Below are 20,908 nucleotides of genomic sequence, written 5' to 3' on the forward strand. Positions count from 1 at the left end.
CGGATAGCCGCCCGATGCAGAGCCGAGGTGGTAGCCTCGTGACAACAGAGAAACGCCGTCCCCATCTGCACCGCGCTTGCCCCCAGCGCCAGCGCGGCCCGGATCCCCCTGCCGTCGACTATGCCTCCCGCCGCGATGACAGGGAGGTCCACCACCGCCACTATCTGTGGCAACAGGGTTAAGGTGCCCTGCTGCAGGCCGAGATCCTCGTCGAGGAAGTGGCCGCGATGGCCACCGGCCTCCAGCCCCTGGGCGATGATGGCGTCCGCCCCGCGGGCCGCGAGCCATTTCGCTTCGGCCACCGTCGTGGCGCTGGCAAATACCTTGGCCCCCGTGGCCTTCACACGGGCCAGCAGCCCGGGTTCAGGCAAACCGAAATGGAAGCTGACCACGGCCGGCCTGAACTCCTCGAGCAGGGCCGCATGCTCGCCATTGAAGGGGGCCCGGCCGGGCGCGCGCGACTGGGCAGCGGTATCCACCCCGAACTCGGCGTAATAGGGTGCCAGCACCTGGCGCCAGCGGCGCTCTTGGGCCGGATCAGGTTCAGGCTGCCGATGACAGAAGAAGTTGATGTTGAATGGCCCCGGTCCGCTGGCGGCGAGGCGGATCAGCTCCTGGCGCAACTCGTCACCACTCAGCATGGCGGCCGGCAGGGACCCCAGGGCTCCCGCCCCCGTTGCCGCCATCGCCAGGGCGCTGTTTTGTACGCCCGCCATGGGCGCCTGGATGATGGGATAGCGCATCCCCAGTTCGGCGAAGAGCGTCATGGGGCGACGTCCTGCCTGCCACGGGCGATCTGGCTGCGCGCCAGCGCAATGGCCCCATCGATGGCTCCGCGGGCCTGGGGGCTGTTCTGCCAGCAGGTCGAACCCAGCATGCTGGCGACCAGTGTCACGATATGAGTCGTGTCGGCGTCGGCCAATGCCGACAGACTATGGTAGCCAAGCTGTTCGAGCCGGCCGATGACGGTGGGCCCCACGCCTTTCACGGCGAGCAGCAGGGCCCGCTCCTCTGCCGAAAATCCTTCGTTGCCTTTCATCCATCAGACTCCTTGCCACAGGGTTCATTGCACATCAGGCCCGCGAGGGGCCTGACGGGATCACCGGGTTCAACGCACGCTGCGCAGCAGAAAATCGGGCTGACCGCAGGAGCGGCGTTCCCGCTTTTGCATCTCGTCCGAACAGGGAACGGCTTCGTTCCCCTCCTTGTCGATGCAGACGTAGATCTCCCGCAGGAAACGGCCGCCATCGGCGCAGGCCACCGTGATGCTGTCGGGCGCCAGCCAGTGGTTGGCATCGGCCAGATCCGCCTTGAGCTGGAAAGTACTCTTGCGAAGGGGCTCCGCCGGGGCGCGATAGGCCTGCGGGATCTGCACCTTCTGACGCAGGTCGCTGGCCAGTTGATGGAAGTCAGCCTGGCTGAGACCCGAGCAGGTGCCGTGCTTCTCCCATTCATGGCGATAGAGGAAGCGGCTGGGGTAGAGCCCGGCAAACCGCTGCTCCATCGCAGGATCCAGCCGCTCGCTTGTGCAGGAGCTGGGGTAGCCGCGCTGGTATTGGGGCCAGAGCCCGTGCAGCACGAACCCCAGCTGCCGACTGCACTGCTCCCGATCCGCCGGCTTGATGGCGCAATGCTCCGGCGACCAGGAGAGCGCCACGGCGTAATAGTCAAACTCCCCCGCACGCCCCTTGCCCTCTACGGCAGAGACCCACAGCAGGGCCCCTGCCAGCAACACCATGATCCGTCTCATCTCCCGCTCCCCCTCACCTTCGTCTCCCCTCTGCCGGCACGCAGTTGCATGCTCGAAACCGTCCTCATGCTCCCATAACAGGGAGTCAAAGAACAACCACGAGCAATGCCCCTATGAAAGATGGGTCAGACCAGTAAAGGGTTTCCCCTCCCGGATCAGAGGCGTAAGCTGGCTCTCCGGCGGGCCCTCATGACGCGCCACTTTTCCCCGATTTCATCAGCAACAGGATGTAACATGATCCGCAAGAATCCCTCAGGTCACCTGCCCGTCATCCACGAATCCGCCTATGTCGACAAGACCGCCATCATCTGCGGCAAGGTGATCATCAAGGAGAACGTCTTTGTCGGCCCCTACGCCGTGATCCGTGCCGACGAGGTCGATGAGACCGGTGACATGGAACCCATCATCATCGGCGCCAACTCCAACATCCAGGATGGCGTGGTGATCCACTCCAAGTCCGGCGCCGCCGTCACCATCGGCGAGTTCAGCTCCATTGCCCACCGCAGCATCGTCCACGGGCCGTGCGAGGTGGGCAACCGGGTCTTCATCGGCTTCAACAGCGTGCTGTTCAACTGCCACATCGGCGACGGCTCCGTGGTGCGCCACAACTCCGTGGTTGACGGGTGCGATATCCCCCCCGGCTTCTACGTGCCCTCCACCACCCGCATCAACCAGCAGAGCGATCTGGCCCAGATCCCCCGCGTCACCGTGGATGCCACCGAATTTTCCGAGGACGTGGCCCACACCAACATCGACCTGGTCAAGGGTTACAAGGCGCTCTCCAACGAGTTCTGAGTTAGAGACAGACACAAGATACAACGGGTGCCACGGCGCCCGTTGTCACGTCTGTAAAGGGGGCGAAAAGAGGGTGTAAAGGTGATTGAGCCGGGCGCGGGAGTCGCGTTTGATGGAAGCCGTCCCATCAATGGAGTCATCATCATGTCACGCTATCCCATCGCCCTTGCCCTGCTGCTGGGCACCACGCTCGTTCATGCCGGCGAGATGCCGCCCCCTATGGGCGCCCGCCAGGGAGGCCCCATGGCGCCGCCCCCCTCCGTGCTCTATCACGCCAGCAAGCAGGGTGCGGATCCCCAGGCCCTGGTCCAGGCACTGTCCAAAAACATTGATACCGCCAGGCCGGATACCCGCTACGAGGTCATGGTCAGCGTGCGCGAGCTGCCGCCACAGCCGCCCAAACCCCAACCCGCCAGTGCGCCGCTCAAGGGGCAGTGAGATGAGCACGCGCCGCGCCTCACTCTGGCTGCTCTCCATGCTCATCACCCTGCCCGCCCTCGCGGGTCCCGGTGACATGGACAGGCCGGGCGGGTGGGAGAGACCAGTCCCCCGGCACGGCAAGGATGCGGGCCCCGGCTTTGGCCCCGGTCACCGCGTCGACAGGCTCCCGGGAGGGGTGGAAACCCTGCTGCTGGCCGGGCTCACCTACTATGTGCTCGACGGCATCTTCTACCGGCAGCAGGAGAACCACTATGTGGTGGTCTCCCCGCCCCCTCAGGTCCTGGTCGCAGCGGAGTCGGGCCTGGTCCCCCTGGATCTGGACGGCCGCCGCTATTACGTCAAGGATGGTCACTACTACCTGCGGGAAATAGACGGGCGCTACACCGAGGTGCCGCCACCGGCGGCGCTGCGCTGAGACCAAGGTGGAACAGATACGAGAAGGGGGCGGAGGCCCCCTTCCTTATTCCCGGGGTTTCCCCCTTGCTCAAACCAGAGCGCCCCCCTCAGGACGGCTCATGCAGGGGCAGTGTCATGGTTACCCTCAATCCACCCTGAGTGCGGTTGCGGGCCTGGATGCTGCCGCCCTGCAGGATCACCGCCTTGCGGGCGATGGCGAGCCCGAGCCCGTAGCCCTTGCCCATCCGGGGTGAGCCGATGCGCACGAAGGGGTCGAAGATCCCCGCCAGCTTGCCCTCCTCCACCCCGGGCCCCCGATCGGCGATGGAGAGCTGCACCTCCTGACCCAGGCGCATCAGGCTGACACTCACCGTCTGGCCCGACTGCGAGAAGCGCAGGGCGTTACGCACCACGTTCTCCACGGCGCGGCGCACCAGCTCGGCATGACCCAGCAGGAGGCAGCCCTCCCCCAGCGCCTGCTCGAGCTCGATCTCGACCCCGGATTGCTGGGCCTCGAACCTGGCATCCTGGATGACGGTGTCCACCAGCGCCAGCAGGTCATAGTGGCTCTGCCCCAGGCCGTGGCCCTGTTCGGCGCGGGAGAGGGTCAGCAGCTCCCCTATCATCCTGTCCATCCGCTCCGTCTCGAGCCGGATCCGCGCCAGGGCATCGCTCACCTTCTCCGGGCTCTGCTCCGCCAGGCCGATGGCCATCTGGATGCGGGCCAGGGGGGAGCGCAGCTCGTGGGAGACGTCGTGAAGCAGCTGCTCGCGCCCCTCGACCAGTTGCTGCAGGCGCTCCACCATGAGATCGAACTCCTGCGCCACCTCGGTCAGTTCGTCCCGACGCCAGCGCAGGGCGGGCCACAGCCGTACCCCCAGATCCCCCCTGGCCACCTGGCCGAAGCTGCGCCGCAAAGCGTTCATGGGCCGGGTCAGGTGCCAGGCGAACAGGATGCTGAACAAGAGCCCCCCCAGGCCGCCGATCCAGAGCATGGGCGGGGGGATGTTGAGCCAGGAGAGGGGGCCGGGCTCCGGTCCCCTCGGGGTGATGAGCGGATCCGCTCCTGCCCGCAGCTGGTAGGCCTGCCCGTCGTTGGCAATCACGGTGCGCGTCAGCACGGCGCCCGGGCCCGGCTCCCCGGGGACAGGCTGCCCGGATGCCTGGGGCGCTGGCCGGGAAGGCGCATCGGCGGCATCGAGGGGCGCTATCTGCAGCAACGGCGGCGGCATGGTCTCGCTCAATGCCGTCGCGGCCTCTATGCCCCCCTGCGCCAGCACGGCCGCCGCCATGTCCAGGTGCCGTGTCGCCAGCCGGTGGGCGAGGCGATCCTCCGGACGCTCACGCTGCGCGCTGAACCCGATCCACAACAGCTGGCTGACCAGCACGATGGCCAGCCAGAACCCCAGCAGTATCTTCCAGAACAACCGGCCCTTGAGGATCACAGTATCTTGTACCCTATACTGCGCACCGTCTCTATGGTGACGGCCTCCCCCGCCTTCTGTTGCAGCTTCTGCCGCAGGTTGCAGATGTGCACATCGACGCTGCGATCATAGGCCTCACGGGGGCGTCCGACCCCCTGCAGGGAGAGGGTGTCCTTGGTGACCACCTGCTCCGGGGTGCGCAGCAGCAGCACCAGCATGTTGAACTCGGTGGCGGTCAGCTCCACCGGCGCTCCCTGCCACAGGCAGACGCGGTTGGCCGGGTTCACCGTCAGGGCCCCCAGGATGAGGGCCTCCGGAGAGGGCGCCGGGGCGCTCCCCTCGTTGACCCGCCGCAGGACGGCCCGCAGCCGGGCCACCAGCTCCCTGGGGTAGCAGGGTTTTGGCACATAGTCATCGGCTCCCATCTCCAGCCCCACCACCCGATCCACGTTGTCTCCCTTGGCGGTCAGCATGATGATCGGCAGACGGCTGCGCTGGCGCACCTGGCGCAGCACCTCGGTGCCTCCCAGATCCGGCAGCATCACGTCCAGCAGCAGGGCGCTGTAACGGCCGGACAGAGCATGGTGCACCCCTTCCCCCCCGGTCAGCACCTGGGTGGTCTCGAACCCCTCTCCCCCCAGATATTCACTCAACATGGCGCCCAGTTCGGCGTCGTCATCCACCAGCAGGATCTTCATATACGGTCTCCCTTGTCGGCGGCCATTTTCGCCGCTTGCTCCGCCCTTGGCAGCCATTTTTACGAAACCCTTACGCTTGAAGCAAAGAGCCTTAACCCGGCTCTGGGGTAGAGTGCCGCCGTTATCGTCATTCAGGATACAGGTTGTCATGCCCAAGCTCTCCCCTCGTCTGTTCTGGCTACTGCCCCTGTGCGCCCTCGCCCTGCTGCTGGCCTGGCGCCCCCAGGCCAAGGCGCCCGCCAGCGACTACATCACCGCCACCGCCGAGAGCCGGGATCTGGAGCAGCTGGTGATGGCGGACGGCACCCTGAAGGCGCGCAAGCAGGTGAGCGTGGGCGCCCAGGTGTCGGGCCAGATCAAGCGGCTGCACGTGACCCTGGGGCAGGAGGTCAAACAGGGGGATCTGCTGGTCGAGATCGACGATCTGACCCAGCAGAACGCCCTCAAGGACGCCCTGGCCCAGCGCGACAACCTCCAGGCCCAGCTGGATTCCAAAGAGGCCACTCTGCGCAATGCCCGCCTGGTGTACCAGCGCCAGCAGCAGATCGTCGCAAGGGGCCTTGGCAGCACGGCCGACCATGACAGCGCCAAGGCGACTCTGGACGAGACCCAGGCCGATATCCGGGCCCTCCAGGCCCAGCGTGTGCAGGCCGAGATCGCGGTGGACACAGCCCGGGTCAACCTGGGCTATACCCGGATCCTGGCTCCCCTCTCCGGCACCGTGGTGGCCGTGCCGGTGGAGGAGGGGCAGACCCTCAACGCCAGCCAGAGCACCCCCACCCTGCTCAAGATTGCCCAGCTCGACACCATGACGGTGGAGGCCAGGATCTCCGAGGCCGACGTCATCAACACCCGGGTCGGCATGCCGGTCTATTTCACCATTCTTGGCAACAGCCAGCGCCGGTTCGAGGGATCCCTGCGCGCCATCGAGCCCGCCCCCGACACCATCAACGACGACGACACCACCACCAGCAGCAGCGACAGCAGCGCCATCTATTATCACGGCCTGTTCGAGGTGCCCAACCAGGACGGTCAGCTCAGGATCAGCATGACGGCCCAGGTCTATCTGGTGATAGCCCGACTCAAACAGGCGCTGGTGATCCCGGCCATCGCCCTGCAGGGGGATCAGGTCAGGGTGGTCGACGACGGGGGCAAGATCAGCCTGCGCCGGGTCAAGGTCGGTCTGAACAACAAGGTGGATGCCCAGATCCTGTCGGGCCTGAGCGCCGGTGAGCGGGTCATCGTCAGCGAGGTGAGCGCAAGCCAGAGCAACGCCGCCGGGGGCATGCCGCCCCCCATGGGGATGTGACCATGGACGCCTTGTTGCAACTGCGCGGCATCCGCCGCCACTTCGGAGAGGGTGAGCGCACCGTCACCGTGCTCGACGGTATCGATCTGGCGATCGCCCGTGGGGAGATGGTGGCCATCGTCGGCGCCTCTGGCTCCGGCAAATCCACCCTGATGAACCTGCTGGGCTGCCTGGATCAGCCGAGCGAGGGGGCTTATCTGGTGGCCGGGCGCGATACCGCCACCCTCAGCCGTGACGAGCTCGCCGCCCTGCGCCGGGAGCACTTCGGCTTCATCTTCCAGCGCTATCACCTGCTGGCGGATCTCGACGCCCGCACCAACGTGGAGGTGCCCGCCCTCTACGCCGGCCTGGATCCGGCCGAGCGACGCCAGCGGGCCGAGGCCCTGCTGACCCGGTTCGGCCTCGCCAGCCGGCTCAGCCACAAGCCAAGCCAGCTCTCCGGCGGCCAGCAGCAGAGGGTCAGCATCGCCCGCGCCCTCATCAACGGCGGCGAGGTGATCCTGGCTGACGAGCCGACCGGTGCCCTCGACAGCCAGAGCGGCGCCGAGGTGATGGCGAGCCTTCAGGCCCTGCACCGCCAGGGCCACACCCTGGTGATCGTCACCCACGACATGGAGATCGCCCGCCACGCCGAGCGGATCATCGAGCTCAAGGATGGCCGGGTGATCGCCGATCGCCGCACCCGCGAGCCAGAGGCCGTTCCCCAGGCTTCCCAGGCCGCCGCCAAGGCGCACGCCAGGGGGCAGATCCCGCTGATGGCGGGGCTCGGCAATGCCCTGCGCATGGCGCTGCGGGCCATGGTCGCCCAGCGCCTGCGCACCTTTCTCACCATGCTCGGCATCATCATAGGCATCGCCTCGGTCGTGACCGTGGTGGCCCTCGGCCAGGGCTCCCGGGAGCGGGTGCTGGAGAACATCAACGCCATGGGCACCAGCACTCTGGAGGTGTTCCCCGGCCGCGGCTTCGGGGACATGCGCTCCGCCACCATACAGACGTTGCGGATCGGAGATGCCGAGGCCATCGCCGGGCTGGACTACGTGCACAGCGTCACCCCCAGCCTCAGCACCAGCGCCACCCTGCGCCTCGGCAGTACCGCCGTCTCCGGCACCATCAACGGGGTCGGCGCCCAGTTCTTCCAGGTCAGGGGCTATCGCCTGGCCCAGGGCATGGGCTTCGATCGCCAGAGCGAGGAGAGCCTGGCCCAGGAGGTGGTGATCGACGAGAACACCCGGGACAAGCTGTTCGCCCAGGCCCAGTCCCCCCTGGGTCAGGTGATCCTGCTGGGGGATCTCCCCTGCCGGGTGATCGGGGTCGCCATCAAGAACCAGAGCGGCTTTGGCAGCGACGAGACCCTGAACGTCTGGATCCCCTACACCACCGCCATGAGCCGCATGCTGGGGCAGAGCTACCTGCGCAGCATCAGCGTGCGGGTGCGTGACGAGGTGAGCCTGGACGCAGCCCAGGACGGCATCAGCCGCCTGCTCACCCTGCGCCACGGCAGCCAGGACTTCTTCCTGCTCAACACCGACAGCATCCGCCAGACCATCAGTCAGACCAGCGCCACCCTGACCACGCTGATCGCCCTCATCGCCCTCATCTCCCTCATTGTCGGGGGCATAGGGGTGATGAACATCATGCTGGTCTCGGTCACCGAGCGCACCCGGGAGATAGGGGTGCGGATGGCGGTCGGCGCCCGGACCCGGGACATCCAGCAGCAGTTCCTCATTGAAGCCGTGCTGATCTGCCTGCTGGGGGGCGTGCTCGGCATCGCCCTCTCCCTGCTGCTGGGCCAGCTGTTCGACCACTTCAGCAGCGGCGTCCGGATGAGCTACTCCCTTGCCGCCATGGGAATAGCCTGCCTCTGCGCCAGCCTGATCGGGGTGATCTTCGGCTTCGCCCCGGCCCGCAGGGCCGCCAGGCTGGATCCCATCCACGCACTGGAGCGCGAATAGCCAGCATTGACGCCGGGGTGATGCCACCCCGACACCGGATCGGGGGCCGATGCCCGGCCCCGCCACGAAGCCTGAACGCCCGCTCTTCTTCCCAGACTGCGCGGGTTCTTTGACCGGGTCCCCAACCCGGTCTTTTTTTTGTCTCCCGCAAGGCCAACGAGAGAGCCGCCCGAAGGCGGCTCTCTTCATCACGGGCCAGGCGGTTATCCCGGGCCATCAGGCGCCAATGATGCCGCCATCGTCCCGGGTGATCCGCAACACGGCGGAGCGGGGAATGGCGGTGCCGCCGTCCGGGAAGTGGGAGGGCGCCCCCTCCTCCCCCGGGTGCTGCACCCCGACGAACATGGTGCGCCAGTCCGGACTGAAGGTGAGACCCGTGATCTCGCAGGCCACGGGGCCGGTCAGGAAGCGGCGCACCTCGCCGCTCACGGGATCCGCGCACAACATCTGGTTGTTGCCCATGCCAGCAAACTGCTTCTCGTTGGAGTAGTCGCCGTCGGTCTGGATCCAGAGCCTCCCCGCCTCGTCGAAGCCGATGCCGTCCGGGCTGTTGAACATGTTGTCCGGGTGGATGTTGGCACTGCCCGCCATCAACCCCTCCTTATGCACGCCGGGGTTGCCCGCCAGCAGGAAGAGATCCCACTCGAAGCGATCGCTGCCGTGATCGTCCCCCATGGGGCGCCAGCGGATGATCTGGCCATAGGGGTTCTCGGCCCTGGGGTTGGCGCCATCCAAGGGCTGATTCTCCTTGATGCCGCGGTTCTTGTTGTTGGTCAGGGTGCAGTAGACCTCGCTGCGGTGGGGATGCACGGCCACCCACTCGGGCCTGTCCATGGTGGTGGCCCCGAGCCGGGTCGCCGCCTCCCGGGCGAAGATGAGCACCTCCCCCTGATCGGCGAAGCCGTTCTCCCGGGTCAGACCGTGCTGGCCGTGAACCAGGGGCAGCCACTGGCCTGTGCCCTTGAGCTCCCCTTCCCTGGCCTCAAAGCGGGCCACACTGAGGGTGCCCTCGTCCAGCAGATCCCGGTTCGCAGGGTCATTGCCCGGCGCCACCCTGTTCTTCGAGACGAAGCGATAGATGTGCTCCCCCCGCTCGTCGTCGCCGAGGTAGACCACGGCGCGGCCGTCCTTGTTGACGGTGAAGGCCGCATTCTCGTGCTTGAAGCGGCCAAGGGCGGTGCGCTTCTTCGGGGTGGAGGCAGGATCCAGCGGATCGATTTCCACCACCCAGCCGAAGCGGTGCGGCTCGTTGGGGTGTCTGGCGAGGTCGAAGCGCTCGTCAAATTTGTGCCAGCCAAAACCTGCATCCTCGGCGGCCAGGCCGTAGCGGGCGGCGCGCTTGTCCAGCGCCGGCTTGCCCTCGCTGCCGAAGTAGCCGTTGAAGTTCTCCTCGCAGGTGAGGTAGGTGCCCCAGGGGGTCTGGCCGTTGGAGCAGTTGTTGAAGGTGCCAAGGGCGGTGCGCCCCTCGGGATCGGCCTGGGTCTTGAGCAGGGCATGGCCCGCCGCCGGGCCGCTCAGGGTCATGGGGGTCGTGGCGGTGATGCGGCGGTTGAGGGCCCCCTTGGGGTTGGCCTGCCATTTGCCATCTTTGCGGACCAGCTCCACCAGGGAGACCCCGTGGGCCGCCTGGGCCTTGGCGACGGCGCCGGCACTGAGGGCCTTGCCACCATCCGCAAACAGGTATTCGTAGTTGGTGTATTCGTTGTTGACGGCGAGCAGGGCGCGATCCGGGCCCAGGGAGAAGAAGCTCATGCCGTCGTTGTTGTCGCCAAACTGGCGGGCCTGGGCCCGGGCGTCGTTGCTTTGGGCAAAGGCGGGGGCGTCGGGGAACAGGGCATCCCCCCAGGCGATCAGCACCTCGGCCTGGTAGCCGGGCGGCACCACCAGGGTGTCGGCCACCGAGGCGGGCACGGCCTGGAAGCCGAGCAGCGGCCGGGTGGCGGCGGCCACGGCGCGGGCCACGGGGCTGGCGGCAAAGAAGGCGGCCATGCTGGCGGCGCCAACCCCCTTGAGGAAGCCACGGCGGCTCAGGCCCGCCTCGATGAGGCGGTTGAATTCCGGCTCCTGCTCGCGGGGGTGGTTGGCGCTGTCTCTCTCGTCAAAACGGCTCATCGATTGTTCCTTGTCGTCTCTGCTGGCGTCATTGCGTAATCACTGCGTCCGGCCACAGCATGGGGGCACTTTATTAAACGAGGATGACAGTCGATGAGATAGCTCCCAGGTGTGACAAAGGGCGCCACCGTCCAAGACAAGGGGCGGTGGACAGGAGTCCCACCGCCCCGAAAGACGTATCGCCGACAGAAGGGATGACCCCTAGCCGCGCTTCTTCAGACAGATCTGCCCGTTTGTACCGGATAGCACTCGCTGGCAGCCTCCCGCTAGCCGCACTTCTTCAGGCTGGTATGCCGTTTGTACCGGATTGCACCCTCTGACAGCCTCCCGCTAGCCGCACTTCTTCAGGCTGATATGCCAGTTGGCGCCGGATTGCACCTGATGTCTGGCGGCGAAGCTGTCCATATTGAGGGCCACCGACACCTGCAACAGGCTGTTGAGGTAGACCAGGGGCTGGCCCTCCGGCACATCGCCGAAGCTGCTGACGTAGGGGGCCTTGCCCTCGTATTTCAGGGCATCCCCTTCGCTGATCCTGATGCAGGCGTTGTCCCCCTTCTGGATGCCTGCCTTGCCGAGCAGGGCGTCGTCGATGTTGGTCCAGACGTTGCCGTACTGCACATCCAGGATCGGGATGGTGCCCTTCAGGGTGCCATCCTGCTCGGCGACTGCCGGCTGATAGGGGATGGTCACCACCTCGGCGGGAAGCTCTGGCCCCACCTGCTCGAAGCTGATGGCTCCGGAGGCGAGACGGGCACCGGTGTAGGCGTAGACGTCGCGGCCGTGGAAGGTGTAGGACTTCTCGGAGCCCTTGAGACGGTTGGTCTTCTCGTCGATCTGGCGCACCGCCTCGATGCCGAAGTGTTCCGCCGCCAGGGTCAGAGTGCCGTTGTCCGGGCTGACGATGTAGTGGCCGCTCCTGGTCTTGAGTACCACCGACTTTCGTTCGGTGCCGACACCGGGGTCCACCACGCTGACGAAGACGGTGCCTGCGGGCCAGTATTGCAGGGTCTGATAGAGGCGGTAGGAGGCTTCCCAGATGTTGTAGGCCGGGATCTCGTGGGTCAGATCATGGAGCGGCAGGGTGCGGTCCACCCCGAAGGCGACCCCCTTCATGGCCGAGACGGCGCCATCCTTGAGCCCGAAGTCGGTCTGGAATACCAGGGCTTCGTTGGCGAAGGCGCCTGATCCCACTAGAGAAAGGGCGAGCACGAGGGCGCGGGGGACGATACGAATATCCATGTCAGGGCTCCTTTGAAAGACGTTTGGACGTCCAGATTGCCATTCAGGAAATTCTTTGCAACCCCTGATGCCCGAATGGGGGGCGAAATGACTCGCCAATCCGGCCCGCACGGGTGTATCCATGGGCTATTCACACGCAGGAGACCACGACATGACAGCACAGGGGCACGACACCGTATTGCTGAGCCTGGGTGACACCCAGAGCCGGGTACAGATCACCGGGGAGGATGGCGCCAGCCAGGCATTTGCGCTGGCATTGGGCCTGGATGCCGTGACGCCGGGCCCCTTTCGCCGGGACCCGCCGACGCCCCTCGAACTGGAGCAAGCCATCATGGTGGTGGAGGATGTGCTGATGCCGCTCGCGGCGCGGATCCCGCCCCACCCCGTGCTGCACCTGCAAAGCCCGGTGCCCCTGGCCGAGGTGCTCGGCGGCCGGGTGCAGAGCAGGGAGATCGTCGAGCGCCTGTTCGGCCAGCTGGCCGCCATGATGGAGGGGGATCCCCTCGCCTCCGCCCAGCTGCCGAGGGAGAGACGCGTGGCCGCCGCCCTGCTGATCCTGCGGGAATGGATGCACCACCTGGATGCCGGGAGCGTCGCCCTGGTCGACTGAGCCAGCCCGGCATGAAGAGTCTGCCGAGGCGCGGTCAGAGGGATTTCACTGCATCTGACCCTGCGGCCCCGCCGGTCCGCCTTCTGCCAGTACCGCTGTATCTGTTACCATCCCCGCCACGATGACTGTTTCCATCGCGGCGCGGCCGCGATAACCCTATCTGGTGCCCCTATGTCCATTGCCTCCTTTGCCGATCTGGCCCTCTCCCCCCGCCTGCAGCAGACCCTGAGTGAACTTGGTTACGCGGCGCCGACCCCCATTCAGGCCAGCGCCATCCCGGTCATTCTGGCGGGGCGGGATCTGCTGGCCGGCGCCCAGACCGGCACCGGCAAGACTGCCGCCTTTGTGCTGCCGCTGATTGAGCAGTTGCAAAAGATGCCCGTCGGCGAGGCGCGCCCGGTGCGCGCCCTGGTGCTGGTGCCGACCCGCGAACTGGCGGTGCAGGTGCAAGAGAGCGTCGTGCGCTACGCCAGGGGCTCCAGCCTCACCAGCACGCTTGTCTACGGCGGGGTCAGCATCGCCGCCCAGGTGGAGGCTCTCAAATCGGGCGTGGATATCCTGATCGCCACCCCGGGGCGCTTGCTCGATCACCTGCGCCACGGGGCGGTGAGCCTCGGCGCCGTGGCCCACCTGGTCTTTGACGAGGCGGACCGCATGCTCGACATGGGCTTTATGGACGAGATCACCGCTCTGCTGAAGCACCTGCCACAGGATCGCCAGACCCTGCTCTTCTCGGCCACCTGCGATGACAACCTGTTTGCGCTCAGCAAGGTCTTGCTTCGCGACCCCGAGCTTATCGAAGTGGCACCGCGCAACACCACGGCGGCCGAGGTGGAGCAGCGGGTCTATGCGGTGGACGGTGAGCGCAAGGTAGAACTGATCGAACACCTTATCAAGGTGAAGGGGTGGGCGCCGGCGCTCATCTTCAGCCGCACCCGCCAGGGGGCCGACAAGCTGGCCCAGCAGCTTGGCAAGGGGGGCATCAACGCGCTCGCCTTCCACGGGGACCTGTCCCAGAGCGCGCGGGAGAAAGTGCTGATCGAGTTTCGCGCCGGCACCCTGCAGGCTCTGGTGGCCACCGACGTGGCGGCCCGCGGCCTCGACATCAGCGATCTCAACTACGTGATCAACGTGGAGTTCCCGCATCAGGCCGAGGACTACGTGCACCGCATCGGGCGCACCGGCCGCGCTGGCAACAAGGGGCTTGCCGTGACCCTGTTCAGCCCGGAGGACACGCCGCTCCTGGAGAAGGTCGAAGCGGTGCTCGACACCCGGCTGCCCCAGCAGTGGTTCCCGGGCTTCGAGCCGGATCTCACCCGCGAGGCCCCCGTCTCGCGTCGCAACAGCAAGGGCGCCCAGAAGCAGAAGGCCAGGCAACAGGCCCTCGGTGCCAGGGGCAAGCGACGCTAAGACCCGCCTGCCCCCTGCTCCGCCGGGGGGCTTTCAGGGGGCCAGCCCCTTGTTTCCTCCCGTCCCGCCCTTGCCACAATCTGCTACAAAAGAGGTAGTGCAAGGGCACACTTTCGCCACAAAGCGGGTGTGCAATAGGGACATGGACAAGGAGGACACCATGAAACCCGCCACCCTCGCCTGGACCCTGCCCCTGACTCTCACCCTGCTCTGGCTGTTTGGCCTTGCGCAGTGGCCCACCGGCATCTGGCCCTGGCGCCATGAACTGTTGATCCTGACCGGCGTGCTTGGCCTCGGCGCCATGACCCTCTCCCTGCTGTTGGCCCTGCGCCTGCCCAGGCTCGAAGCCTGGTGCGGGGGGCTGGATCGCATGCTGCGCCTGCACCGGACCAGCGCCCTCTGGGCCACCGGCACCCTGGTGGCCCACTGGCTGCTGGTAGAGGCGCCCAAATGGGCCGTCTCCGCAGGCTGGCTGGCCCGGCCGGCGCGCCGCGGAGCCGGAGCCGGAGCCGGCCACGATGCCCTCTGGCACGAACTCGGCAATACCCTGGGCGAGTGGGGCTTCTATCTGCTGCTGGCCCTGGTGGTGGTGAGCCTGCTGGCGGTGGTGCGCTACGAGCGCTTCAAGGTGGTTCACCGGCTGGCCCCGGTCATCTATCTGATGGGCTGGGTGCACGGGCTCTGCCTGCTGCCGGGCATCGGCGCCCTGACCCCGGTCGGCCTGACCCTGCTTGTCGGCGGCGGGGTGGGAGCCCTGGGGGCGCTCTACTCCCTCTCTGGCCGGGTGGGGCGCGACCAGCGCCACCGCGGGACCGTGAACGCCCTCGCCCCTCTGGACGATCGCACCCTGGAGATCCGGGTCGCCCTGGCCAGCCCCCTCGCTCACTATCGTCCGGGGCAGTTCGCCTTCTTCGACTTCGCCGGTCGCGGTGAGCCTCACCCCTACACCCTGGTGGATGTCTCGGCGGACTGTCGCACCCTCACCCTGGCGGTGCGCGCCCTCGGGGATCACACCCGCTGGCTGCACCAGCACCTCCAGGTGGGGGCCGGCATCGGCATCACCCCCTTCGTCGCCTGGCTGGAGGCCCTGGTGCGCCGCGGTGAAAAACGCCCCGGCACCACCTTGCTGCAATGCGCCCCCACCGCCGAGGCCGCCCCCTATCACAACCGGCTGGCCGAGCTGTGCCGTCGGGCCGGAATAGACTACCGCCTGCACCTGGAGGCCGAACGCGGCCGGCTGGATCTGGCCGCTCTGGGTGAGCGCCAGCACGCCCCCGTGTGGTTCTGCGGTCCCGAGCCCATGGCCCATGCCCTGGATGTCCACCTCACCTCGCCGCTGCACCGGGAGCTGTTCCGCTTCCGCTGAGGGGCCAGACCGGCGCGTTCAGTCATTGGCCGCCGGTTGATATAAAAGGGGCTGGGAGACGGGTGGGCACGGGCCCCCTTGAGCGGGCCACGCCCCCGCCGCCCGCACGCTGCCACCCCAGAAACTCGCCACCAGTATCAGGGCCCCGGCCAACCCGTATTTGATCCAGGATTTCATCGTCTTGCTCCCCTCTCTTTGGCCCCTTGCCACCCTGTGGCAAGCGGGCCCATTTATCAGTGGGCAGAAGATAGAAGGGATATGTGAGGGGAAAATGAGGCAGTGTGAAGCCAGGGTGAAGTCTGGGGGAAGTCCGGAATAATCGGCTGCGCCCTCCTGTTCGCGAACGTCCGAATACGCTTCGCTATTCGAACCTACGCACCTCTCATGAATATGCGGAGCTTCACACCCCTGCACAGAAAGGCTTCATGCAAAGCCCATACAGCGGTAAACTGCGTAGAAAACGCAACTGATATATATAATTAAATTTTATTGAGGTTTTTATGACTACTACTAGCGGACTAGACACCATATATAAAGAGAGAAGGAGATTTATTATTTTAGGTCTAACTGGACGAACAGGTTCAGGGTGTACAACATTAGCTAATCTTCTTACTCATGACACTTTTGGAGAATTTAACCCACCAAGACCTAAGTCCAGTTTGTTTATCAATGATGAGGAGAGGAAATATAAGGTTGTTTATGATTATCTAAAAATGCAATGGGTGAAATTTTACCATATCCGGATGAGTGATATTGTATCAACTTTTATTTTGGAGCTTTCATTTGAAAAATTCGATGCCCTTTACAAATCTGTTTTAGATGGGAAGATCGGCAATAACGACCCAAGCCTAGATGAAAAAATAAAAGCATATTATGATGAACACCATCAAGCTCGTATACATGCAAAAGAGTTTGCTCAACAAAAACAAGGTAATCTATATGATGCAGTGACATATGATTTCTACTTCAAACAAGTTCCAGAGTTTACAAGCAAGCTTAAAAAATTCCTAAATAAAATACAATCAGGCTCTTACACAAAGCTATATCAACTAGTAGGTAACAATATAAGAAAGTCAGGCAGTGCTGATAGTAACAATTATGATGGAGAGAAAATATATTTATTTGCTCAAAGAGCGAGTAAATTAATAAAAATACTAAGACATAAATCCAAAGTAACAAATGAGAATGTTTGTGTTGTTTTAGATGCCATAAGAAACCCATACGAGGCATTTTTCTTTAAAGAAAGATATTCTGCATTCTATCTCATATCCGTTTCTACAGAACATCAAATGCGAGTTAACCGTTTGCTCAGCCAACCTGGAATATCAAACTTAGAGGTTGCGGGTATCGACGACAGAGAAAACCCCAGTTCGCTAAAGGGGGAAGATAGATTCTGGTCCTTGGATATTCAACGTTGTATAGAGATATCAGATATCCACCTCTATAATCCAGACAATGCTGGTAAGCTCAAAGAGCTAAAAACACAACTCGTAAAATATCTCTCATTGATTATGCACCCAGGAATTATTACACCATCTCAGGATGAGATGGTGCATGCACATTGCTTTTAATGCGAAACTAAATTCAGGCTGTTTATCTCGTCAGGTTGGGGCCGTTGTCACTGATGCCGAATTATCTATCAAATCTATTGGTTGGAATAATGTTGCTCAAGGACAAACTCCATGTAATCTAAGAAGAGTAGAAGATTTAATTAATAACGAAGATGAATCGGCTTTCAGCCTTTTTGAAAAAAACAATACTACTTTCAAAGAAAGAATTGGTGAAATATATTCATTCAAACCTGGAAAAAGTATACCTTTTGGTGGGAAACCTGTTTCTTTTTGCTTTAAAGATATTAAAAACTCGATTGATGGAGAAAAAAATCAAGTCCACACAAGGGCTCTGCATGCAGAAGAAAATGCCTTTTTGCAAATTTCAAAACATGGAGGGATGTCAATTAAGGGCGGACGGTTATACACAACAGCAAGCCCATGTGAACTCTGTGCAAAAAAAGCATACCAATTAGGTATAAACACCGTTGTTTTTATAGATCCATATCCTGGTATAGCTAATGACCACATATTGAACTGTGGTAAAAACATACCAAACCTCAAACTTTTTTCAGGTGCTGTAGGACGAGCATACCAACAATTATTTGAGTCAATCATTCCATATAAGGATGAATTGGAAATAGGTTTAAATCTAAATATACCTAATAAGAAAAAAATATTACAGTCCGAAATTGAAACTTTAAAAGCAGAGAATGCATCTCTTGTTGAAAAGATAAAATTATTAGAAATAGAAGCCTCTAAAGCTGAGAAGTAGAAACAAAAAACCACCCGCATAACGGGTGGTTTTTTCATTATCTCAGAATGACTCCGAGAGAATTAACCCACCACACCAATCACCCCAACGGCGGCGTGCGTGGCGGCACCCTGCGCTTGTTGCCGGTGGACTCGAAGGCCGAGGCGACACGCAGCAGGTTGTTGTCGTCATAGGCGCGACCGGCGAAGGTCAGCCCCACCGGCATACCGATATCGGCCATCACACCCATGGGGACGGTGACGGTCGGCACACCGAGATGGCGAATGGCGAGGTTGCCGTTGGCAACCCAGATGCCGTTGCTCCAGGCGATATCGGCGGAGGCCGGATTCACGTCCGCGTCAGCCGGGCCCACATCGGCCACGGTCGGGAACAGCACGGCGTCGAGCTTGAGCCCGTCCATCCACTCTTCCAAGTCCAGCTTGCGGGTCTGCTCCAGACCGCGCAGGCCATCCGGCACCGAGGCAATCTCGTCAAAGCGCTTGAGGCCACGCTTGGCCATATTGACGTACTCGTCCATGCCCGCCGCCAGATCCCCTTCGCGGTTTGGCAGGGTGCCCGGATCGTGGGGGAAGATCTTGGGCCCGTCGACATCGGCGAGTTTATTGAGCTTGGGATCGCCGTTGGCACGCAGGAAGTCGTCAAACGCCCAGCCGGAGAGCTCCCACAGCTCGTCGTTAAGGAATTCAGGGCTCACGATGCCGCGATTGAACACGGTGGGCGCGCCGGGTCGGTCCCCTTCGCAGTTGGAAACCAGCGGGAAGTCCACCTCGATAACTTCGGCGCCGGCCGCTTCCAGGGCCTGACGGGCCTGTTCCCACAGGGCAATCACGGAGTCGCGAGTCTGGATACGCTGACCGGTCGGGCCGCCGATGCCGGGGTGGTCGCTGGTGCCCGCCAGTTCATCCTTGTTGATAAACATGCGCGGCACGCCGAGGCGCTTGCCCTTGAGGGCATCGGGCTGGGCGGCCAGATCCAGATAGGACGCAGGGCGCACCTCGGAAGCCTTGGGCAGCTGCACCCAGGGCTGCATGCGCCACAGATCACCGCGGGTGTCGACGTCGTCGGCGACTACCACATCCAGCACTTCCAAGAGATCGCTCATGGTGCGGGCATAGGGCACCACGACGTCCATGGTCGGGGTCAGGGGCCAGTTGCCGCGCACCGAAATCACGCCACGGGACGGGGTGTAGGCACACAGACCGTTGTTGGAAGCAGGGCCCCGGCCGCTCGACCAGGTCTCTTCGGCGAGACCAAAGGCGGAGAAGCTGGCGGCGGTGGCGGTACCGGCACCGTTGGAGGAGCCGGAGGCAAAGGGCGCGGTCAGGTAGTCGGCGTTGTAGGGGCTCTCCGCACGGCCATAGACGCCGCGCTGCATGCCGCCATTGGCCATCGGCGGCATATTGGTCTTGCCCAGGCAGATGGCACCGGCGGCGCGCAGGCGCTCAACGGTAAAGGCATCGCGCTGGGCCACCAGATCCTTGAAGGCCGGGCTGCCGGAGGCGGCGGTCAGCCCCTTGACCAGGTAGCTGTCTTTCGCGGTGTAGGGGATGCCGTCGAGCGGCCCCAGGGTTTCGCCACGGGCGCGGCGGGCATCGGAGGCTTCGGCCTCCTTCAGGGCATCGGGGTTGCGCACCACGACGGCGTTAAGTTTGGTGTCTGTCTCGGGGCCGTCATAGGCCTCGATACGGGCCAGATAGGCCTTGACCAGTTCGACCGCTGTGGTACGGCCGGATTCGAGCGCGGCACGCAGCTCGGCAATGGAAACCTCGGTCACTTCGATCATTTTTGGGATCTCCTGCAATAGGGTGACGGTGTCAGGATATGGGCCGCACGGGGCAGGCTTGGCGCCGTGAGGCAGTGGTCGCAGCAGCTGCTCTGCCGATGCAACCACGATAGCAATCAGCGCCCCCCAAGACCGGGGGGCGTTACCCGGCGGCTTATTGGCCGGAGGGGATCTGCTGGGTGATGCAGTGGATATTGCCACCGCCCAGCAGGATCTCGCGGGCCGGCACGCCGACCACTTTGTAATCCGGGAAGATCTCCTCCAGGATGCGCTGGGCCTCGCCGTCGGTGGCGGCATCCAGCAGCGGGTAGACGATGCGATCGTTGGTGATGAGGAAGTTCACGTAGGAACCGGCCAGACGACCCTCTGCCTCACGCGGTACACCGGTGCCGCTCTCGACGCCGGCGGATTCCTCTTCGGTGCAGAACAGCGGGCCCGGCTGGGGCAGCTTCCAGACTTTAAGCTTGCGACCCTTGGCGTCCACGGCAGCCTCGAGCACCTTGAGGGCGGCCAGGGAGCGGGCGTACTGGGGATCGGTCTCGTCGTCGGTCCAGTGCAGGGCCACTTCACCCGGGCGCACGAAGCAGCACATGTTGTCGATGTGGCCGTCGGTCTCGTCCATGTAGACGCCCTCGTCCAGCCAGATAAAGCTGGTGACGCCCAGATAGTCGCGCAGGTGAGCTTCAATCTGCGCCTTGGTGAGATCCGGGTTGCGGTTCTCGTTGAGCAGGCATTCTGCGGTGGTCATGCAGGTGCCTTCGCCGTCCACGTGGATGGAGCCCCCTTCCAGGATCAGCGGCGCGTCGTAGCGATCCATACCGTGCTGTTCCAGCATCTGGGCCGCCACTTTCTCGTCCTGATCCCAGGGATAGTAGAGGCCGCCCTTGTGGCCACCCCAGGCGTTGAAGCCCCAGTCCACCCCGCGGCACTCGCCGGCGGCGTTGGTGACCACGGTCGGGCCGCTGTCGCGGGCCCAGCAGTCATCGCTGGCCATCTCGACCAGGGTGACGTGGGCGGGCATCACGGCGCGGGCCTGCTCCATGAACTGGGCCGGCACCCCCATAAAGACCGGAGTCGCGCCGCCGATGGCATCGGCCACCTTGGCGAAGGTGGCTTGCGCGAAGCGGCCGGCCTCACGCCAGTTGTCCGGACGGAACGGCCAGATCATCCAGACGGCCTGCTGGTGCGCCCACTCGGCGGGCATGGTGAAGCCGTCGGCGGCCGGCGTGGTGTTCATGGTCTTGATGCTCATCGCAAGGCTCCTTGCATGGATTGAGGCCCCCGGATTGAGACGGGAA

19 protein-coding genes (1 of these 19 only partly in view) are annotated in these 20,908 nt (G+C 63.6%); 10 read left to right on the forward strand and 9 right to left on the reverse strand.

Translation table 11 applies throughout. From position 1 onward, the window contains the following. From I6L45_RS02500 to I6L45_RS02510, 3 genes are all read right to left on the reverse strand, one after another. Positions 1-767, reverse strand: partial view of a nitronate monooxygenase family protein gene (locus tag I6L45_RS02500; RefSeq protein WP_216983363.1) — the 5' portion only. 280 nt of this gene lie to the left of the window's left edge; 767 of the gene's 1,047 nt are visible here — the first part of the coding sequence; its start codon is at positions 765-767; its stop codon lies off the left edge, out of view. Continuing rightward, complete coding sequence (locus I6L45_RS02505) at positions 764-1,039, reverse strand: helix-hairpin-helix domain-containing protein (RefSeq protein ID WP_210549589.1); 276 nt, start codon at positions 1,037-1,039, stop codon at positions 764-766. Before I6L45_RS02505 ends, I6L45_RS02500 begins: the two co-directional genes overlap by 4 nt. Before the next feature lie 69 nt (positions 1,040-1,108). Continuing rightward, positions 1,109-1,750: a ribonuclease gene (locus tag I6L45_RS02510; RefSeq protein ID WP_216983364.1), complete on the reverse strand. Its 642-nt coding sequence runs from the start codon at positions 1,748-1,750 to the stop codon at positions 1,109-1,111. Between the two features lie 234 nt (positions 1,751-1,984). Here I6L45_RS02510 and I6L45_RS02515 point away from each other — a divergent pair, with 234 nt between their 5' ends. The 3 genes from I6L45_RS02515 (at position 1,985) to I6L45_RS02525 (ending at position 3,401) form a co-directional block, all read left to right on the forward strand. Then, entirely contained in the window at positions 1,985-2,545 is a 561-nt protein-coding gene (locus I6L45_RS02515) for a carbonate dehydratase (protein WP_043758100.1), read from the forward strand. Between the two features lie 144 nt (positions 2,546-2,689). After that, positions 2,690-2,983 (forward strand): hypothetical protein, encoded by a 294-nt coding sequence (locus I6L45_RS02520; protein ID WP_216983365.1) that lies wholly within the window; start codon positions 2,690-2,692, stop codon positions 2,981-2,983. Position 2,984: 1 nt separating this feature from the next. Next, positions 2,985-3,401, forward strand: a complete 417-nt coding sequence (locus I6L45_RS02525) for a DUF6515 family protein (protein ID WP_216983366.1) — start codon at positions 2,985-2,987, stop codon at positions 3,399-3,401. A gap of 88 nt (positions 3,402-3,489) precedes the next feature. Here I6L45_RS02525 and I6L45_RS02530 read toward each other — a convergent pair whose 3' ends face one another. Next, positions 3,490-4,827: an ATP-binding protein gene (locus I6L45_RS02530; protein ID WP_216983367.1), complete on the reverse strand. Its 1,338-nt coding sequence runs from the start codon at positions 4,825-4,827 to the stop codon at positions 3,490-3,492. Further along, a complete protein-coding gene (locus I6L45_RS02535) occupies positions 4,824-5,504 on the reverse strand; it encodes a response regulator transcription factor (RefSeq protein WP_216983368.1) in 681 nt (226 codons plus the stop codon). The genes I6L45_RS02530 and I6L45_RS02535 overlap by 4 nt, the downstream gene beginning before the upstream one ends. Before the next feature lie 148 nt (positions 5,505-5,652). Here I6L45_RS02535 and I6L45_RS02540 point away from each other — a divergent pair, with 148 nt between their 5' ends. Next, positions 5,653-6,813 (forward strand): efflux RND transporter periplasmic adaptor subunit, encoded by a 1,161-nt coding sequence (locus I6L45_RS02540; RefSeq protein ID WP_216983369.1) that lies wholly within the window; start codon positions 5,653-5,655, stop codon positions 6,811-6,813. A 2-nt stretch (positions 6,814-6,815) separates the two neighbouring features. Further along, the gene (locus I6L45_RS02545; protein ID WP_367947690.1) at positions 6,816-8,765 is read left to right on the forward strand and encodes a MacB family efflux pump subunit; all 1,950 of its coding nucleotides are present in this window, start codon (positions 6,816-6,818) and stop codon (positions 8,763-8,765) included. Between the two features lie 216 nt (positions 8,766-8,981). Here the strand turns inward: I6L45_RS02545 and I6L45_RS02550 are convergent, their stop codons facing one another. Then, a complete protein-coding gene (locus I6L45_RS02550; RefSeq protein ID WP_216983371.1) occupies positions 8,982-10,877 on the reverse strand; it encodes a PhoX family phosphatase in 1,896 nt (631 codons plus the stop codon). Positions 10,878-11,207: 330 nt separating this feature from the next. Further along, positions 11,208-12,116: an S-adenosyl-l-methionine hydroxide adenosyltransferase family protein gene (locus I6L45_RS02555; protein WP_216983372.1), complete on the reverse strand. Its 909-nt coding sequence runs from the start codon at positions 12,114-12,116 to the stop codon at positions 11,208-11,210. Between the two features lie 151 nt (positions 12,117-12,267). On the opposite strand from I6L45_RS02555, the gene I6L45_RS02560 reads away from it, so the two are divergent. The 5 genes from I6L45_RS02560 (at position 12,268) to I6L45_RS02580 (ending at position 17,827) form a co-directional block, all read left to right on the forward strand. Continuing rightward, positions 12,268-12,726, forward strand: a complete 459-nt coding sequence (locus tag I6L45_RS02560) for a hypothetical protein (protein WP_210549579.1) — start codon at positions 12,268-12,270, stop codon at positions 12,724-12,726. A 171-nt stretch (positions 12,727-12,897) separates the two neighbouring features. Beyond that, complete coding sequence (locus tag I6L45_RS02565) at positions 12,898-14,136, forward strand: DEAD/DEAH box helicase (protein ID WP_216983373.1); 1,239 nt, start codon at positions 12,898-12,900, stop codon at positions 14,134-14,136. Positions 14,137-14,278: 142 nt separating this feature from the next. Beyond that, complete coding sequence (locus I6L45_RS02570; protein WP_216983374.1) at positions 14,279-15,502, forward strand: ferric reductase-like transmembrane domain-containing protein; 1,224 nt, start codon at positions 14,279-14,281, stop codon at positions 15,500-15,502. 500 nt (positions 15,503-16,002) lie between these two features. Next, positions 16,003-17,073 carry a hypothetical protein gene (locus I6L45_RS02575; protein ID WP_216983375.1) on the forward strand — a complete coding sequence of 357 codons (1,071 nt, stop codon included), beginning with the start codon at positions 16,003-16,005 and terminating at the stop codon, positions 17,071-17,073. Further along, a complete protein-coding gene (locus tag I6L45_RS02580; protein WP_216983376.1) occupies positions 17,057-17,827 on the forward strand; it encodes a hypothetical protein in 771 nt (256 codons plus the stop codon). Before I6L45_RS02575 ends, I6L45_RS02580 begins: the two co-directional genes overlap by 17 nt. 79 nt (positions 17,828-17,906) lie before the next feature. Here the strand turns inward: I6L45_RS02580 and I6L45_RS02585 are convergent, their stop codons facing one another. Both I6L45_RS02585 and aguA read right to left on the reverse strand, forming a co-directional pair. Continuing rightward, on the reverse strand, positions 17,907-19,610 hold the full coding sequence (locus I6L45_RS02585; RefSeq protein ID WP_216983377.1) for an amidase: 1,704 nt from the start codon (positions 19,608-19,610) through the stop codon (positions 17,907-17,909). A 154-nt stretch (positions 19,611-19,764) separates the two neighbouring features. After that, positions 19,765-20,862, reverse strand: coding sequence for an agmatine deiminase (gene aguA / locus I6L45_RS02590; protein WP_216983378.1), 1,098 nt, complete (start codon positions 20,860-20,862; stop codon positions 19,765-19,767). Between the last annotated feature and the right edge of the window lie 46 nt (positions 20,863-20,908).

It is taken from the genome of Aeromonas sp. FDAARGOS 1415 (assembly GCF_019048365.1).
GTDB classification, from domain to species: Bacteria; Pseudomonadota; Gammaproteobacteria; order Enterobacterales; family Aeromonadaceae; genus Aeromonas; species Aeromonas taiwanensis.

What these genes read in the sequence shown, in the direction of transcription:
- I6L45_RS02505 (WP_210549589.1), bottom strand. Translation starts at nt 1,039, where the DNA reads ATGAAAGGCAACGAAGGATTTTCGGCAGAGGAGCGGGCCCTGCTGCTC.
- I6L45_RS02510 (WP_216983364.1), bottom strand. Translation starts at nt 1,750, where the DNA reads ATGAGACGGATCATGGTGTTGCTGGCAGGGGCCCTGCTGTGGGTCTCT.
- I6L45_RS02515 (WP_043758100.1), top strand. Translation starts at nt 1,985, where the DNA reads ATGATCCGCAAGAATCCCTCAGGTCACCTGCCCGTCATCCACGAATCC.
- I6L45_RS02520 (WP_216983365.1), top strand. Translation starts at nt 2,690, where the DNA reads ATGTCACGCTATCCCATCGCCCTTGCCCTGCTGCTGGGCACCACGCTC.
- I6L45_RS02525 (WP_216983366.1), top strand. Translation starts at nt 2,985, where the DNA reads ATGAGCACGCGCCGCGCCTCACTCTGGCTGCTCTCCATGCTCATCACC.
- I6L45_RS02535 (WP_216983368.1), bottom strand. Translation starts at nt 5,504, where the DNA reads ATGAAGATCCTGCTGGTGGATGACGACGCCGAACTGGGCGCCATGTTG.
- I6L45_RS02540 (WP_216983369.1), top strand. Translation starts at nt 5,653, where the DNA reads ATGCCCAAGCTCTCCCCTCGTCTGTTCTGGCTACTGCCCCTGTGCGCC.
- I6L45_RS02545 (WP_367947690.1), top strand. Translation starts at nt 6,816, where the DNA reads ATGGACGCCTTGTTGCAACTGCGCGGCATCCGCCGCCACTTCGGAGAG.
- I6L45_RS02550 (WP_216983371.1), bottom strand. Translation starts at nt 10,877, where the DNA reads ATGAGCCGTTTTGACGAGAGAGACAGCGCCAACCACCCCCGCGAGCAG.
- I6L45_RS02555 (WP_216983372.1), bottom strand. Translation starts at nt 12,116, where the DNA reads ATGGATATTCGTATCGTCCCCCGCGCCCTCGTGCTCGCCCTTTCTCTA.
- I6L45_RS02560 (WP_210549579.1), top strand. Translation starts at nt 12,268, where the DNA reads ATGACAGCACAGGGGCACGACACCGTATTGCTGAGCCTGGGTGACACC.
- I6L45_RS02565 (WP_216983373.1), top strand. Translation starts at nt 12,898, where the DNA reads ATGTCCATTGCCTCCTTTGCCGATCTGGCCCTCTCCCCCCGCCTGCAG.
- I6L45_RS02570 (WP_216983374.1), top strand. Translation starts at nt 14,279, where the DNA reads ATGGACAAGGAGGACACCATGAAACCCGCCACCCTCGCCTGGACCCTG.
- I6L45_RS02575 (WP_216983375.1), top strand. Translation starts at nt 16,003, where the DNA reads ATGACTACTACTAGCGGACTAGACACCATATATAAAGAGAGAAGGAGA.
- I6L45_RS02580 (WP_216983376.1), top strand. Translation starts at nt 17,057, where the DNA reads ATGCACATTGCTTTTAATGCGAAACTAAATTCAGGCTGTTTATCTCGT.
- I6L45_RS02585 (WP_216983377.1), bottom strand. Translation starts at nt 19,610, where the DNA reads ATGATCGAAGTGACCGAGGTTTCCATTGCCGAGCTGCGTGCCGCGCTC.
- aguA (WP_216983378.1), bottom strand. Translation starts at nt 20,862, where the DNA reads ATGAGCATCAAGACCATGAACACCACGCCGGCCGCCGACGGCTTCACC.